Raw genomic sequence first — 14,556 nt, 5'->3', positions numbered from 1 at the left:
GCGCAAGGAATAGTTGGCCCGGCCGCCTCGTTGCGGCCGGGCCAACTGCTTGCGCGGATCTGCTGGTAAGCGCCGAACCTATTCGCATCTCTAGCCGATTCTTATCACCGCATTAAGAATTCGCGGCCGGTTGAACCGGCTCGGGAAGCAATTCCGAGGTCGCTGCGGTGGGTCCGGGGTGGGCTCCGGACGCCCGGGGTTGCGTTCTCGATGACAGAGCATTGGCAACGTACGGTCATCGCGGAGAGTGAGCCGCCGTCGGCGACCCCCGCCGTCACACCGGCCCCAGGAAGAACTCCCAGCTTCCGGACACGAGAGTGTGAGGTCGGCGCCCCCGATCCGACCGTGCTGGGGGCACAACTCTGAACAAGACCGTAGGAGAGCTGTGTAGCCCGGCCTGAGCGCCCGGGCGGTGTGGCTAAACTCGGCCACCGTGATCACCCTCGACCGCGTGACCAAGACGTACCCGAAGTCGCGTCGCCCCGCCCTCGACGACGTGAACGTCAACGTCGAGAAGGGCGAGTTCGTCTTCTTCATCGGGCCGTCGGGTTCGGGGAAGTCCACGTTCATCCGGCTGCTCCTCAAGGAGGACACGGCCACCAGCGGCCAGGTGCTGGTCGCCGGGAAGGACGTCGCGACGATCCGCCCGTGGAAGGTCCCGCAGCTGCGGCGCAGCGTCGGCTGCGTGTTCCAGGACTTCCGGCTGCTCCCCAACAAGACCGCGGCGGAGAACGTCGCGTTCGCGCTGGAGGTCATCGGGAAGACCCGCTCGGTCATCCGCCGGGTCGTGCCCGAGGTGCTGAGCCTGGTGGGCCTGGAGGGCAAGGAGAACCGGTACCCGCACGAGCTCTCGGGCGGTGAGCAGCAGCGTGTCGCGGTGGCGCGCGCGTTCGTCAACCGGCCGCTGGTGCTGCTGGCCGACGAGCCCACCGGAAACCTCGACCCCGACACGTCGATCGAGATCATGCGTCTGCTGGACCGGATCAACCGCACCGGCACCACGGTCGTCATGGCGACGCACGACTCCAACATCGTGAACCAGATGCGTCGCCGCGTGGTCGAGCTCGACCGCGGCCGGATCATCCGTGACCAGGCTCGCGGTGTCTACGGATGAGCACGTCCGGCACCGAGCGCTAGCGCCCCCCATTCCATCCTTCTGAGGAATCCATGCGTGCCAAGTTCGTCCTGACCGAGGCTGCGACCGGCCTGTGGCGCAACGTCACGATGACGGTTGCTCTGATCCTCACCACGGCCATCTCGCTGGCGCTGCTCGGTGCGGGTGGGTTGCTGTACACGCAGGTCAACAAAACCAAGGACCTGCTGTACGCCCAGGTGGAGATCACGATCTTCCTGGAGACCGCGGTCACGGCCGAGCAGAAGGACGCCCTGCAGCAGAAGCTGGAGAGCGACTCGGAGATCAAGTCGGTCACGTACGAAAGCAAGCAGGAGGCGTACGAGCGCTTCAAGGAGCTCTTCGCGGACTCTCCCGACCTGGTCGAGAACACCAAGCCCGAGTCGCTGCCGGAGTCTTTCCGCGTCAAGCTGAAGGACCCCTCCGAGGCCAACGCCATCGACGCGAAGTACAAGACCGAAGCCGGCGTCGACCAGGTGTCCACTCAGCAGGAGCTGGTCGGCCGTCTGTTCGACGCGATCGACGCGGTCAAGAACCTCGCGCTGGTGGTGTCGCTGGTCTCCGGCGCCGCCGCGATCCTGCTGATCGGTAACACGATCCAGGTGGCGGCCTACAGCCGTCGGCGCGAGGTCAGCATCATGAAGCTCGTCGGTGCGTCGAACTGGTACGTGCGGTTGCCGTTCATCCTCGAGGCCGCCGTCGCCGGTCTGATCGGTGCGATCCTGGCCTCGGTCGGTCTGGCGATCGCCAAGGTGATCGTCATCGACGACGCGTTGGAGGCGCTCGGCCAGAACAGCGTCGTGCCGTCGATCGGGTGGAGCGAGATCGCGGTCACCGCGCCGATCCTCGCGCTGGTCGCGGTGGTTACGGCCGGCATCACGGGTTGGACGACGCTGCGCTTCTACGTCAAGGTCTGACGTCCGGGTGACGCGCCGGTAGGTCCGTGACTTTTGTGAACTAATCGGACTAGTCGTACCGTAATTCCCGTCGTCAGCAGTGGCGCGGGGGTGGGGATGCGGGTGGAACGTGGCCGCGTGTTCGCGGTCTGTGTGGTGCTCGCGGTGTCGGGGGCGCTTTTCGTGGACTCGCCGGGGGCGCGTGCCCGGAACGGCCCGTCACCGGCCGAGGCCCGGCGTGCGATGGAGCGGGCCGCCGCGATCATGGAGACCGCGACCGAGCGGGCCCGAGCGGCCACCCAGGCCTTCGTCGAGACCACGCAGCGGCTGCCGGGCGTGCAGAACCGGGTGGCCGTGGCCCAGGGCCGGGTCGCTGCGGCCCAGGTCCGCGCCGCCTCCGCGGAACGGGCGTCGGCCCGCGCCGGCCGTGCGCTGCGCGTCGCCCAAGCGCAGTTCGACGCCGCGCAGGCGGCCGTCGAGGCAGCGCGCGAGCAACTCGGCACCTACGTGCGATCGACCTATCAGGGCCGTTCGTACATGGTGCTGTCGGCGCTCGGAGCCGGCGGTGGACCGGAGGACCTGCTCGACCGGCTCAACTACGTCGAGCGCCTGGTCGGCGGGCAGGGCCGGGCCGTCGACGCGGTGGAGCGGCGGCGCCAGGACCTCGCCGAGGAACGCGCGGCCGTCGCCGAGCAGAAGCGGCAGGCCGACGTCGCGCGAGCCGCCGCACGCCACGCGCTCGGCGAGGCCCGCGCCGAGCAGAGCGCCGCGCTCACCGCCCAGGCCGAGATGGAGAGCCTGCTGGCCCAGCGCCGCAACGCCGTCCACGTCGCCGGTCAGGAGCGGCAGGCCAGCGTGGCCCGGTACAACGAGGCGCGCGCTGAGTCCTACCGGATCGGGCAGGCGTTGCGTGAGGCGGCGCGCCAGGTACGCGGCGGGACCTCCCGCATCCGAGGTTCCCGGCCGCGCATGCTGACCCGCCCCGGGCAGCTGTCGATGCCGGTGTCCGGCTGGAAGTCCAGTGACTTCGGCTGGCGGTTCGACCCCTATTACCGTCGCGCGCAGTTGCACGCCGGCACCGACTTCGCGGCGCCGGCCGGCGCGTCGATCCGGGCGGCGGCCGACGGTGTGGTCGTGCGGGCCGGGTGGAACGGCGGTTACGGCAACTACACCTGCATCTACCACGGCGGGAACCTGTCCACCTGCTACGGCCACCAGTCCAAGATCCTGGTCTGGGCCGGGGAACAGGTGAGCCGGGGGGAGACGATCGGCCTGGTCGGCACCACCGGCGCGTCGACCGGCAACCACCTGCACTTCGAAGTACGCGTCGACGGCAATCCGGTGAACCCGCTCGGGTACCTCTGAGGGAATATCGTCTGGCCTCCCGCCGTAAGATTGATGTTCGGAATCTTTTACAGGCAGGAGGGTCGATGCCGCGGGAAACCGGACGCAAGGTCATCGCGTCCAACCGCAAGGCTCGGCACGACTACGCCGTGCTCGACACCTGGGAGGCCGGCATCGTGCTGACCGGCACCGAGGTCAAGTCGCTGCGTGCCGGTCGGGCCTCGCTCGTCGACGGGTTCGCCCTGGTCGACGACGGCGAGGTCTACCTGCACGGCGTCCACATCCCGGAGTACGTGGCCGGTACGTGGACCAATCACGCGCCGCGTCGCGTCCGGAAGCTGCTGCTGCACCGGGCCGAGATCGAGAAGCTGATCGGCAAGATCAAGGAGGGCGGGCTGACGCTCGTCCCGCTGTCGCTCTACTTCTCCGACGGGCGGGCCAAGGTCGAGCTGGCGCTGGCGCGCGGTAAGAAGGCGTGGGACAAGCGGCAGGACATGGCCAAGCGGGACGCCGACCGGGAGATCGCCAAGGCCTACGGGCGCAATCTCAAGGGACGGCGCTAGACTGGAAGGGCAACACCGACCAGGGGGTGATTGGTCTCGACACCGGACGTTGAGACAGGGGAAGCGGGCCGAGGAAGGCAACGATGACCTCGTAAACCATGCGTTGCAACCAATTAAGCGCCGACTCTGATCAGCGCGCGTTCGCTCTCGCTGCCTAAGCTAGAGCAACGCTGTCAGACCGGGAGTGCCTTCGGCCCGGATCCTGGCATCAGCAAGAGGGCTCACTAGTTAGTTCGGCTATCGGAACGAACTAGGACAACTCACAGTGGCTGGGCTCGTCACATCGGCTTGTTCGCGTGACCGGTGGAGCCAAGTAGAGGCATAGCGAACTGCGCCCGGAGAAGACCTGTTGAGGCGACGGTGGACGCGGGTTCGATTCCCGCCACCTCCACGCTGACGAAAGCCCCGGCCCCAGCGGCCGGGGCTTTCGTCATCCCGCGAGCGACCGCGCGGTCCACCTGGCGCCGTCGCGGGTGTACTCGACGCGGGTGCTCGGGCCGGTGTCGTCGGCCGTCCAGAACGTCAGCCGGTGCGGCCGCAGCCGGTAGCCGGCCCAGGTGGGCGGCGGCTCGAGTGTGTCCGGGTGCTCCGCCTCGAACTGCTTCCACGTACTCCGGCGGACGTCCGGCGGCCGCGCGGCGAGCTCGTCGGTGTTCACCCAGGCGAGAACCTGGAGGTACCGGGTCCGCCGCCGGTACGCCTGCTGGGGTGCGTCGAGCGGCTCGACGTCGCCGACCAGAACGATCTGCCGCCCGTCCAGCAGGACCACCGCCGAGGCGCGGGGATCCGCCGCCAGCTGGGCCGCCTTCCGCGAACGGGCGTCGGTGTGGAACTGCACACTGCCACTGTCGACGCCGCTGAGCAGCACGGTTCGCGCGTCCGGGTATCCGTCGGGGCCGAGTGTGGACAGTGTCATCGGGGGCTTGTCGTAGGCCGCCAACCAGTCGCACACGAGGTGCATCGGGTCTTCCACGGCGGCAGCGTACGGAGTCCGGGTTTCCGAACCGTTCCGAGCTGATGGCAGACGCACGCATACACCACTACAGTTGTACCAAGCAAGCTTTTTGTTCGAGGAGACGCATCCCCCATGGCTGACTCGAGCGCCATCGCCCCGGAGCAGGCGCCCGCCACCCCTGACGACACCGTCACCGAGCTGGGTCGCCAGCTCGCCCGCTTCGGCCGGGCGATGGTGCGCTACAAGGCCCAGCAGGCCGCCAGCGCCGCCTACGGTCTTCTCTTTCCGCTGGCCGAGCGTCCGCAGCGGGCCGGTGCGCTCGCCGAGGCGGTGCACGCCGACCCGTCGACGGTGAGCCGTCAGATCGCTCAGCTCGTCGAGCGCGGCCTGGTCGAACGCCAGCCCGACCCGGCCGACGGGCGCGCCTGCGTGCTGGTGCCGACCGACGCCGGCCACGAGACGATGGCCGCACTGCGACGCCGGCGCGACGAGCACCTCGCCGCCGTCCTCGAGCACTGGCCGGCCGACGACGTGCACCAGCTCGTCGACCTGCTCAGCCGCTTCATCACCGACTTCGAGGCCCCGCGCCCGTCCGGCGTCCGCCCGGAAGAGACGGAAACCTCGACACCGTCGCGCTGATGTCGGTGGGGGTGGCTATAACGAGCGCGTCGTCGGGAGCCTCTCGGGGGGTCGGGCATGGCGGTGCGGTGCGGGTCCAGGTGGGTGCGGCGCTCGCCGCACGTCCGGGCGGACGCGGGTGACGGGGCGGTCTGCGCGTGGTGTCTGCGCCCGTGGCCGTGCGCCGCGGCGCGATGCGAGTTGAACGCAGAGTGCCCCTGGAACGCAGCCGATGCGCCACACTGATCGGACCACTCGCTGTAGCTCAGTGGACAGAGCCCTTGGAGCATCTCTGGGGAGACGCCGGTTCGACTCCGGCCAGCGAGTCGCCCTACGGCAGGTCGAACGCGATCGTGATGCCGTCGAGCGCGTGCGAGCAGGGGCAGTCGCGCTCCTCGGGCAGCGCGGCGGCGGTACGCAGCACCAGCGCGCGCATCCGGTCGGTGTTCTCCGCGAAGACGCGGAACACCTCCTCCTGCGTCACCTCGTCCCCGGCGTCCACCCCGGCATCCAGATCGGTCACCAGCGCCACCGCCGTGTAGCAGACGGCCAGTTCGCGGGCCAGCACCGCTTCCGGGTGCCCGGTCATGTTGACGACCGACCAGCCCTGCGCGCTGAACCAGCGCGACTCCGCGCGGGTGGAGAACCGCGGCCCCTCGACGACCACCATCGTGCCGCCGTCCACCGGGTCGACCTCGGTGGCCGCGGCTTCGGCGAGCACCTTCCCGCGGCCGGTGGGGCAGTAGGGGTCGGCGAACGACACGTGCACGGCACCCACGTCGTGGAACGTCTGGGCGCGCCCGGACGTGCGGTCGACGAGCTGGTCGGGAACGACGAACGTGCCGGGGCCCAGCTCCGGGCGCAGGCCCCCGACCGCGCACGGCGCCAGGATCTGACGCACGCCCAGCGAGCGGAGCGCCCAGACGTTGGCGCGGTACGGGATCTGGTGCGGCGGATAGCGGTGGTCCCGCCCGTGGCGGGGGAGGAAGGCGACGCTCCGCCCCTCGACGGTGCCGATCGTGATCGGATCACTCGGCGCTCCGTACGGCGTGTCCAGCGTCACTTCGTCGACGTCGTCCAGCAGTGCGTAGAGGCCGGAGCCTCCGATCACGGCGACGTCCGGCCGCGCAGTCGTCATGTGGCCGACCTTACGTCCCTCGATGGTTAGGGCTACGGCGGTGGGGTACCTAACCATCAGTCATCGGAAGGGAGTCCGGAATGAGCTTCGACGACAAGGCCGAGAACAAGGCTCAGGAGCTGAAGGGCGAGGCCAAGGAGCGCTGGGGCGGCGCCACCGGCAACGAGAGTCTGCAGGCCGAGGGCGCTGCGGACAAGTCGGAGTCCCGCATCAAGCAGGCCGGTGAGCACATCAAGGACGCGGCTCACAGCGTCAAGGACGCATTCAAGAAGTAGTCACATAGCGTCGCCGGCCCTCCTCGGGGGGTCGGCGTTTTGCTGTGCGTTTCACGGTGCCCCCGTGGGTAAGCACTCGTCGCGGGTGTGACGAGACGCTCGCGTGTCGCCCGACAAAATGACATGCTCCGTCGAGCGCTCGTGGGCGACAGCGCGAACGACGGCGGGGGTGGTTCGGCATGATCACGGGCATGCCCTCGGAAGACCTGACGGGGCGCCTCCTGGTCGCCTCACCTTCGTTGAAGGATCCGAACTTCGAGCGCTCGGTGGTGCTGCTCATCGCGCACGAACCCAGCGGTGCGCTCGGCGTGGTTCTCAACCGCGCCACGGAGGTCCAGGTCGAAGACGTGCTCGACGGTTGGCAGGATTTCGCGGCGCAGCCCCAGGTGGTGTTCGAAGGCGGCCCGGTGCAGCCCGAAGCGGCGATCTGCCTGGCGCGGGTGCGTCCGGGCGCCTCGCCCGACGGTTTCAGCCGGGTGGAGGGCGTCGTCGGCACGGTCGACCTGTCCGCCAGCCCCGACGCGTTCAACGGTTCGCTGGACCGCCTGCGGGTGTTCGCCGGGTACGCCGGCTGGGACGCCGACCAGCTGGAGACGGAGATCGAGCAGGGCGCCTGGCTGGTCCTGGACGCCTTGCCGGGCGACGCGTTCATGCCGCAGCCGGAAGACCTGTGGTCGATGGTGCTGCGCCGGCAGGGCGGCATGCTGGCCGCGTTGGCGTTCTACCCGGCCGACCCCCAGCTCAACTGAGGGCGGGTGGCCCGGTTCGGACGTCGTCCGCTGGTTGTGTACTATTCAGCAGTCGGTCCGGAACGGGCCGGACGGGGCTGTGGCGCAGCTGGTAGCGCACCACACTGGCAGTGTGGGGGTCAGGGGTTCGAGTCCCCTCAGCTCCACCCCATCGGGTCGGAACAAACGCCCTGGTCACTCGTGTCGTCGAGTAGGCCAGGGCGTTCGTCATTTCCGCGTTCTCACCGGCGGAGTCGATCACCGTGATCAGGGCGTCCGGAGTCAGCGACAGCGCGGTCTCGGTGCGTCGTAAAGTCCGCGGCTCTCGGCGAGCGCATTGGGTAGGGGAGCACGCCAACTCGCCGGGCCCGGCGCCACTGCCCGGTGTGCCTCGGGCCTCCGTGTCGTGCGAGCGGACCGTAGAGTGCGGCGGCATGCGGATGGTCTACACGCACGCGCCGGAGGAGGTCTTTTACCCAGCTCGGGATCGATTGGTCGCGGAGTTCGGGCGCTGGGCCGGGCGGAGCCGGGCGTCGGCTGATCCGTTCGTGGTCGAGGCGATGGTCGAGCACCGGTGGTCGGAGGGGGACGGGCTGCTCGGCCGCTGGCAGCCGGACGATCTCGGTCTGCTGCTGTGCGAGTGGTTTCCCCGCGCGGTCACGATGCGCGCCGACGAGTGGGCAATGGTCCTCCCGACGGTGCGGGGGTTCCTCGATTTCTTGCACGAGCGCGGCCTCGCGGACGCCCGGGGTGCGGAGCCCGAGGTTCTGCATGCCGCGCTCGACGCGCTGGCGGACGACTTCGACCGGGCGATGGCCGACCCGGCGCGGTACGGACCGGCGAAGTTCTGGTCGCTGCGGATGCTCGACGCCGGCGTAGACCCGGCTGACCCGGAAGCCGCCCAGCGATTCATCGACGACGTACGCGCGGGCCGTGTCGAGGTGGACGAGGTACTTCTCGAGCAGGTCATGGTTGGCCATTTCGAGCGGATGGACGCCGAGTCACCTCCGCCGCTGCCCGTGGTGGCGCTCCGGCCGAACGACGAGTTGCGGGCGGCGGCGGCGAAGTCGCGGATGGTGAACCGTCTCGTCGAGTTCGTCGAGTGGGTCGGCGACGGGCGCGTCTTGACGGCGACCGGCCGCCTCCGCCTCGCCGATGCCCGCGAGGTGATCAGCCTCCTGGGGCTGGCTGACGTGATCGACCCGCGGATCGGGCAACGAACGGTCACGACGAAGAGCAGCGACGAGCTGTACGAAACGTCGATCGTGCTGGCTTGGGCCCGAGTCGCGCGAATCGTGCGGGTCGTCAAAGGGCGTTTGTTGCCGGTGAAGAGCGCCCGCAAGCTGGTTCACCGACGTTGGCGAGATGGACACGCCATGGCGCCAGTCCTGCGATCACGACGCTCGGCGCGCGCTGGAGGCGTTGACACTCCTCGGCGTCGTCGACCTCGACGCTGGGCAGACGGTGTTGACGCCGCTGGGCAGGGCGCTGATGGCAGGGCACCTTCGCGGCACGGGCGTCGACGTGCCGACCGTGGAGGCGTTCCGGGACGAAACCGCCGAAGTAGTGATCGCCGCGGCAGTCGATTCCCCGCACTCGGTTCGTGATGCCGTGGCTGCTGTCTGGCTGGAAGGCCGGCCTGAGGCGACCGGCGACCTCCGGGCGCTGGCGGCGAGAACGGACGACGCAGCTCACCGGAAGCTGGCCACGGAATGGGCGCGTACGGCTGGCCATCATCACCCCGGGCCCTGAACCGGGCGATTCGGTTCGCGGGTCAGTACTTGAACTGGCCGACGATGCGTTTCAGGCCGGCGCTCATCTCGTTCAACTCGTTGATCGAGTGCAACGCGCCATCCAACGCCTGGGTCGTCTCCACCGCGGCGGCGGCCACGTCTCCGAGGCTGTCGGTGATCTCCCTCGTGCTCCCCGACGCCATCGTGACCCCGCGCGACATCTCGCTCGTCGTCGCGGTCTGCTCCTCCACGGCCGCCGCGATCGTCGTCTGGTAGTCGTTCACCCGCACGACGATTTCGCTCATCCGGTTGATCGCCGCGGTGGCGGCGGTCGCATTGCCCTGGATGCTCTCCACCCGCCGGGAAATGTCCTCGGTGGCTTTCGCGGTCTCCTGGGCGAGGTCCTTGACCTCGCTGGCGACCACCGCGAAACCCTTGCCCGACTCGCCGGCCCGCGCGGCTTCGATCGTCGCGTTCAGGGCCAGCAGGTTGGTCTGCTCGGCGATCGCGGTGATCAGCTGGATGACGTTGTTGATCTCGGCCGACGAGGTGCCGAGTTCGTTCACGGTCTCGCTGGCGGAGTTGGCGACCGAGACGGCTTCCGAGACGACGCGGGCGGCGTCGCTCGCGTTGGCGGAGATTTCGCCGATCGACGCGCCCATTTCTTCGGATCCGGCGGCCACGGTCTCCAGCGACACGCTCATCTCCCGGGCCGAGTCGGTGACCGCGTTGGCCTGATGGGAGGTGCGTGCCGCGGTACTGGAGATGCGTGTCGCGGCCTCGGCGACCGAGCCGGCGGCGGCGGCCATGCGTGAGGCCTCGTGGTCGATTTCGCGTACCGAGCGTGCGATCTTCTCCGCGAAGCGGTTGAACGCGCTGCCCAGTGGGCCGAACTCGTCGCGGCGGGTGTCGTCGACGCGGCTCGTCAGGTCGCCTTCGCCGTCGGCGATGTCGGCCATCCGCGTGGTCAGGGCCTGCAGCGGCCGGAGGATGCTGCGGCTGATCAGCAGGGCCAGCGTGACGACGAGCGCCAGCGCGACCACGATCGAGACGATGATCGACGTGCGTGAGAGGGTCGCGGTGTCCGAGGTGGTCTTCGCCCGCGCGCCCAGCAGGGCCGACTCCTCGGAACTCATGGCGTCCAGCACCGAGCGGATCTGGTCCATCACCGCTTTGCCCTTGTTCTCCAGCACGACGCGCTGCGCGGCTGCGAAACCGCTGCTCCGACGCAGGTCGATGGTCTCTTTCAGCTCGGCGAACTTGGCCTCGACGAGCGCCCGGAGCGTCTCGATGCGCTTCTGCTGGACGGGGTTGTCGGCGGTGAGGGACGCGACCTTGTCGATGCGTGAACCGACGCTGTCGCTCGCCGCGGTGTAGGGCGCGAGGTAGGAGTCCTCACCGGTGATCAGGTAACCGCGCTGACCGGTCTCGCCGTCCTTCACCGCGTCCATGATGTCGTCCAGGCCGTCCAGCACCTGGTAGGTGTGGGTGACCCGGCTACCGGTGTACACCAGCTGGTTCGTGTTCCGGTACGAGATCGCTCCGACGATCACCAGGATCAGCAACGGCGCTGCGAATCCGACGATCAAACGCGTGCTGATGCGGTGTCTGAAGCTCATTCGGGTCGCCTCTTCTTGACGTTCACCGGACGATCAGTCATCGGCCAGCGCGTCGCACTGCTGAGGGGAAGCGACCAGGAGTCAGACAACCGGCCATTCGTAGACGTACGGCAGGCCCGAGCGGCCCATGATCGCGTCCGCGGCCGCCTGCGCCTCGGCCAGCACCTTCTCTTCGTCGAGCGTCGTGCAGACGTAGTCGTCGACCACGCGCCTGCCGTCGATCCAGACGCTGTGCACGCCCCGCCCGTCCGCCGACCAGACCAGCTGACGCACGTAGTTGTTCAGCGGTCGCCATTCGGGCCGGTCCAGGTCGTGGAGGACGACGTCGGCTTTCCGGCCGACGGCGAGGCTGCCGATCGAGTCGGCCAGGCCCATCGCGCGGGCGCCGTTCACGGTGGCCATCTCGAGCGCGCTCGTCGCCGGGAACAGCGACGTGTCCCGCCGGGCGTCCTTGAACAGGCCGGCCATCAGGTTCATCGGTTTCATCATGTCGGCGATGTCGGACCCGTCGGTACCCAGAGCCAGGTTGACGCCGGCCGCGGCCATCTCCGGGAAGCGGCCCACCGCTGCGCTCCCGTAACCGCCCTTCAGCGCGGCGGCCGGGCAGTGCGTGACGTTGGTGTCCGACCCGGCGAGCAGGGCCAGCTCGGCGGCGTCGACGTGCACCATGTGCACGAGGTTGAGGTTCGGCCCGAGCACGCCCAGGTGCGCGAGATGCTCGACCGGGCGCCGGCCGGTGTTCGCGACGAACCACTCGGCGTCGTTCGGGGCCGGGCTCAGGTGCGCCGAGATGCCCGCCCCGTGGGCGTCGGCCAGGGCTTTGGCGCCGCGCCACAGCTCGTCGGTGTTGGTGTTGTGGCCGACGAGCATCGGCCAGGCCGCCAGGCGTTGGCCGCTGCCGCCCGGGTAGCGGGCCAGGTCGGCCTCGAGCGAGCGGAGCGCGGCGTCGGTCGCCTCGAGCTGGCCGTCCGGTCCGAACGCGCGGTCCTGCTGCCAGCGGCCGAACCGCCCGCGCAGGCCGGTGGGCTCCACCGCTTCGAAGACCTCGTCGAGGGCCACCGTGGTGCTGGCGTCCAGGAACGTGGTGGTGCCGGTGCGCATCATGCCGAGTGCGGCCAGCCGGGCGGCGGCCTGCTGTTCGGCCGGGGTGTGGGCCTCGTAGAGCGGCATCACCCAGGTGAAGAGCGACTCGTCGAACGGCAGTGCTTCGGGCATGAAGCCTTTGAGCAGGGCCTCGGTGAGGTGGACGTGGCCGTTCACGAAGCCGGGGGTGACGAGGAAACGACGCCCGTCGATCGTCGTCTTCGCGGTCACGTCGACGTCGGCGGTTTTTCCGAGGGCCACGATGCGGTCGCCGGACCAGGCGATCGCACCGTCGGTGACGATGCGCCGTTCGGCGTCCATCGTGACGATCGTGGTGTTACGGATCAGCGTGTCGACGTCCACCCGTGCAGATTAGGCCCGGCCGAGCCAGATGTCCGTTGAGATGCCCAGTGCGGGGTTGTGGATCTGCCGGTGGCGGGTCAGGCCGAGCTTCGTCGCCACCCGCTGTGACCGGGTGTTCTGCGGGTGGATGATCGAGATGATCTCGGGCAGCTCCAGCCGCTCGAAGGCGTCGTCCCTGGCCGCGGTCGCGGCCTCGGTGGCGAGCCCCAGCCCCCACACGTCCGGGTGCAGGCGCCAGCCCAGTTCGGGGGCGGGACCGGCCTCGGCCAGGAACGGCGGCACGTGGGCCGGACCGGCGAATCCGACGAACTCGCCCTCGTGTTCGACGGCCCACGGGCCGAAGCCGTGCGTCTCCCAGTGGTCGACGATCACGCCGTAGAACGCGTTCACCGATGCCTCGTCGACGGGGCGGTTCAGGTACCGGCCGACGTCGGGATGGCGGTTGATCGTGGCCATCGCGGGCTCGTCGTCGGGCTGCCAGCGGCGGAGGCGGAGCCGATCGGTGCGTAGTTCGTCCACCCGCACAGTCTCGCGAACCCGCCGGGGGTTCACGCAGTCCAATCCGGGTGGACGTGGGCCGGTCAGTGCGTCGACGCGAACGGGTCGTGTTCGGTGAGAAGCTTGTCGATCCGGGCCTGGTCCACGCGGCTCACCACCTCGGTCGACTCCTGGTGGTCGCGGACGCACTTGGCCAGCGTGAACGTCGCCGTGACGACGTAGAGCAGGCTGAGCGCCAGGAACGCCCGCGGCCACGGGCCGACCGGCAGGTTGACCACGGCGGCGCCGGTCGCGATCACGGCGACGCCGAACGAGATACCGGCCTGGAGGAAGAAGCCGGTCGTGATCTTGCGCTGGAGGGGGTTCGTCATGGCAAAAATGCTCCGTGACCAGCGCCTTCGTCGTCATGAGCAGGATTACTCAGAGGCGGGTGGCCTGGGCTCCGGCGGCGAGGACCAGGAGGAGTTCGAAGCGGGCGCCGGGATCGTCGAGCGCGTCACCGAGCAGATCGCGGAGGAGCTTGAGCCGGTAACTCACGGTCTGGGGGTGGACGAACAGGTCGGCCGCCACCTCGTTACGCGCACCCCAGTGCCGCAGCCAGCTGTGCAGCGTCGTCAACAGGCGCTCGCGCTGCGATGGGCGCACCTGGTCCAGCGGAGCGAGCCGGTGGGCCCGCAGCACGGCCAGCGCGCCGGGCTCTCCGCGCAGCACCAGCGTGGCCAGGTGGTCCTCCACGAACGCCGGTTCCGGGCGCCCGTCGAGCAGCGCGGCGGTGAGCTCGGTGAGGTGCACGGCCTCGGGGGTGCGTTCCCAGGCCAGCGACGGCCCGACCACGGCGGAACGGCCGGCCAGCGCTTCGCTGAGCGCGGCCCGGGTGCCCGAGCGCAGCAGGAGCAGCGCGTCGCGGTCCCGTTCGACCACGATCCCGGACGCGCCGAACCGGAACCGCGCCTCCCGGGCCGAGTCCAGCGGCAGCAGCACCGGCACGATCGCCGGCGACCCGGCCCATCCGATCCGGGCCGCGGCGCTCCGCACCACGCTCTCGGCGGCTCCGCCGCGCAGCAGCAGCTCCGCGAACTGGCGGCGGAGCCGGTCACCCTCGCCGGCCTGCTCACGCAGCTGCCGCGAGTACCCCTCGGTGCTGCCGGCCGACAACTCGTCGACGAACGCGGTGATCGCGTCCGACAGGTCGATCAGCTCGGCCGCGCTGACCGGCCGCAACTCCGCCAACGCCTCCCCGCAGGCCCGCATCATCAGCCGCGCGGCCGTGCGGAACGCCGCGAGCAGCACGTCCGGCCCCCGCTCCTCGCGGGCTTCGGCGGCGCCGAGGCCGACGAACACCGCCCGGGTCTGGAGGGGAAGCGCGGGGAACTCCGTCCCGGCGAGGTCGAGGAAGCGCCCCAGCGCCACGGTGACCGCGGTGTTCACGTCGCGGGAGAACTTCGGGTCGGAGATGCCCCGGAACGCCGGCGACGCCGCGGTCACCGCGTCGGCGATCTCGCGCACGGTCTCCTCGAAGCGGGGCCGCAGCGCGGTGGCGAGGTCCGGCGGCAGGCGTCGCCACGGCGTATCTATCTCCACGTGCTAAATCGTGCCCGAAAACCTACTGAT

Annotated in this window: 15 protein-coding genes, 2 tRNA genes and 1 other RNA gene; 11 read left to right on the top strand and 7 right to left on the bottom strand. The window is 69.7% G+C overall.

Annotated features, from left to right (window positions below):
- Positions 1–433: 433 nt before the first annotated feature.
- The 5 genes from ftsE (at position 434) to ssrA (ending at position 4,329) form a co-directional block, all read left to right on the top strand.
- Positions 434–1,114 carry a cell division ATP-binding protein FtsE gene (gene ftsE, locus ABD437_RS04675; protein WP_344647488.1) on the top strand — a complete coding sequence of 227 codons (681 nt, stop codon included), beginning with the start codon at positions 434–436 and terminating at the stop codon, positions 1,112–1,114.
- 53 nt (positions 1,115–1,167) lie between these two features.
- Positions 1,168–2,049, top strand: a complete 882-nt coding sequence (gene ftsX / locus ABD437_RS04670) for a permease-like cell division protein FtsX (RefSeq protein ID WP_344647487.1) — start codon at positions 1,168–1,170, stop codon at positions 2,047–2,049.
- A gap of 117 nt (positions 2,050–2,166) precedes the next feature.
- A complete protein-coding gene (locus ABD437_RS04665) occupies positions 2,167–3,393 on the top strand; it encodes a peptidoglycan DD-metalloendopeptidase family protein (RefSeq protein ID WP_344647486.1) in 1,227 nt (408 codons plus the stop codon).
- Positions 3,394–3,458: 65 nt separating this feature from the next.
- Entirely contained in the window at positions 3,459–3,935 is a 477-nt protein-coding gene (smpB, locus tag ABD437_RS04660) for an SsrA-binding protein SmpB (RefSeq protein ID WP_035848832.1), read from the top strand.
- A gap of 22 nt (positions 3,936–3,957) precedes the next feature.
- Positions 3,958–4,329, top strand: a transfer-messenger RNA (tmRNA) gene (gene ssrA, locus ABD437_RS04655).
- Between the two features lie 36 nt (positions 4,330–4,365).
- On the opposite strand, the gene ABD437_RS04650 is transcribed toward ssrA, so the two are convergent.
- Entirely contained in the window at positions 4,366–4,908 is a 543-nt protein-coding gene (locus ABD437_RS04650; protein WP_344647485.1) for a pyridoxamine 5'-phosphate oxidase family protein, read from the bottom strand.
- A 114-nt stretch (positions 4,909–5,022) separates the two neighbouring features.
- On the opposite strand from ABD437_RS04650, the gene ABD437_RS04645 reads away from it, so the two are divergent.
- Both ABD437_RS04645 and ABD437_RS04640 read left to right on the top strand, forming a co-directional pair.
- Complete coding sequence (locus ABD437_RS04645) at positions 5,023–5,529, top strand: MarR family winged helix-turn-helix transcriptional regulator (protein WP_344647484.1); 507 nt, start codon at positions 5,023–5,025, stop codon at positions 5,527–5,529.
- A 233-nt stretch (positions 5,530–5,762) separates the two neighbouring features.
- Positions 5,763–5,835 (top strand) — tRNA-OTHER (locus ABD437_RS04640).
- A 4-nt stretch (positions 5,836–5,839) separates the two neighbouring features.
- Here ABD437_RS04640 and ABD437_RS04635 read toward each other — a convergent pair.
- The gene (locus ABD437_RS04635) at positions 5,840–6,646 is read right to left on the bottom strand and encodes an S-methyl-5'-thioadenosine phosphorylase (RefSeq protein ID WP_344647483.1); all 807 of its coding nucleotides are present in this window, start codon (positions 6,644–6,646) and stop codon (positions 5,840–5,842) included.
- 80 nt (positions 6,647–6,726) lie between these two features.
- On the opposite strand from ABD437_RS04635, the gene ABD437_RS04630 reads away from it, so the two are divergent.
- The 4 genes from ABD437_RS04630 (at position 6,727) to ABD437_RS04615 (ending at position 9,256) form a co-directional block, all read left to right on the top strand.
- A complete protein-coding gene (locus tag ABD437_RS04630) occupies positions 6,727–6,921 on the top strand; it encodes a CsbD family protein (protein WP_344647482.1) in 195 nt (64 codons plus the stop codon).
- A 191-nt stretch (positions 6,922–7,112) separates the two neighbouring features.
- Positions 7,113–7,670, top strand: a complete 558-nt coding sequence (locus ABD437_RS04625; RefSeq protein WP_344647481.1) for a YqgE/AlgH family protein — start codon at positions 7,113–7,115, stop codon at positions 7,668–7,670.
- A gap of 73 nt (positions 7,671–7,743) precedes the next feature.
- Positions 7,744–7,816 (top strand) — tRNA-Ala (locus tag ABD437_RS04620).
- 267 nt (positions 7,817–8,083) lie between these two features.
- Complete coding sequence (locus ABD437_RS04615) at positions 8,084–9,256, top strand: hypothetical protein (protein ID WP_344647480.1); 1,173 nt, start codon at positions 8,084–8,086, stop codon at positions 9,254–9,256.
- A gap of 167 nt (positions 9,257–9,423) precedes the next feature.
- On the opposite strand, the gene ABD437_RS04610 is transcribed toward ABD437_RS04615, so the two are convergent.
- The 5 genes from ABD437_RS04610 to ABD437_RS04590 form a co-directional block, all read right to left on the bottom strand.
- Complete coding sequence (locus tag ABD437_RS04610; RefSeq protein WP_344647479.1) at positions 9,424–11,001, bottom strand: methyl-accepting chemotaxis protein; 1,578 nt, start codon at positions 10,999–11,001, stop codon at positions 9,424–9,426.
- Positions 11,002–11,082: 81 nt separating this feature from the next.
- Complete coding sequence (locus ABD437_RS04605; RefSeq protein ID WP_344647478.1) at positions 11,083–12,447, bottom strand: amidohydrolase family protein; 1,365 nt, start codon at positions 12,445–12,447, stop codon at positions 11,083–11,085.
- Positions 12,448–12,456: 9 nt separating this feature from the next.
- Positions 12,457–12,966, bottom strand: coding sequence for a GNAT family N-acetyltransferase (locus ABD437_RS04600; RefSeq protein WP_344647477.1), 510 nt, complete (start codon positions 12,964–12,966; stop codon positions 12,457–12,459).
- A 62-nt stretch (positions 12,967–13,028) separates the two neighbouring features.
- The gene (locus ABD437_RS04595) at positions 13,029–13,316 is read right to left on the bottom strand and encodes a YiaA/YiaB family inner membrane protein (protein WP_344647476.1); all 288 of its coding nucleotides are present in this window, start codon (positions 13,314–13,316) and stop codon (positions 13,029–13,031) included.
- 49 nt (positions 13,317–13,365) lie between these two features.
- On the bottom strand, positions 13,366–14,526 hold the full coding sequence (locus ABD437_RS04590) for a PucR-like N-terminal domain-containing protein (RefSeq protein ID WP_344647475.1): 1,161 nt from the start codon (positions 14,524–14,526) through the stop codon (positions 13,366–13,368).
- Positions 14,527–14,556: the final 30 nt, after the last annotated feature.

This window comes from Cryptosporangium japonicum (genome assembly GCF_039524755.1).
GTDB lineage: Bacteria > Actinomycetota > Actinomycetes > Mycobacteriales > Cryptosporangiaceae > Cryptosporangium > Cryptosporangium japonicum.
This window is presented reverse-complemented; position numbering and strand designations above follow the sequence as displayed.

Coding starts and splice junctions, on each gene's coding strand:
- ftsX (WP_344647487.1), top strand. CDS start 1,168: ATGCGTGCCAAGTTCGTCCTGACCGAGGCTGCGACCGGCCTGTGGCGC.
- smpB (WP_035848832.1), top strand. CDS start 3,459: ATGCCGCGGGAAACCGGACGCAAGGTCATCGCGTCCAACCGCAAGGCT.
- ABD437_RS04645 (WP_344647484.1), top strand. CDS start 5,023: ATGGCTGACTCGAGCGCCATCGCCCCGGAGCAGGCGCCCGCCACCCCT.
- ABD437_RS04635 (WP_344647483.1), bottom strand. CDS start 6,646: ATGACGACTGCGCGGCCGGACGTCGCCGTGATCGGAGGCTCCGGCCTC.
- ABD437_RS04630 (WP_344647482.1), top strand. CDS start 6,727: ATGAGCTTCGACGACAAGGCCGAGAACAAGGCTCAGGAGCTGAAGGGC.
- ABD437_RS04625 (WP_344647481.1), top strand. CDS start 7,113: ATGCCCTCGGAAGACCTGACGGGGCGCCTCCTGGTCGCCTCACCTTCG.
- ABD437_RS04615 (WP_344647480.1), top strand. CDS start 8,084: ATGCGGATGGTCTACACGCACGCGCCGGAGGAGGTCTTTTACCCAGCT.
- ABD437_RS04610 (WP_344647479.1), bottom strand. CDS start 11,001: ATGAGCTTCAGACACCGCATCAGCACGCGTTTGATCGTCGGATTCGCA.
- ABD437_RS04595 (WP_344647476.1), bottom strand. CDS start 13,316: ATGACGAACCCCCTCCAGCGCAAGATCACGACCGGCTTCTTCCTCCAG.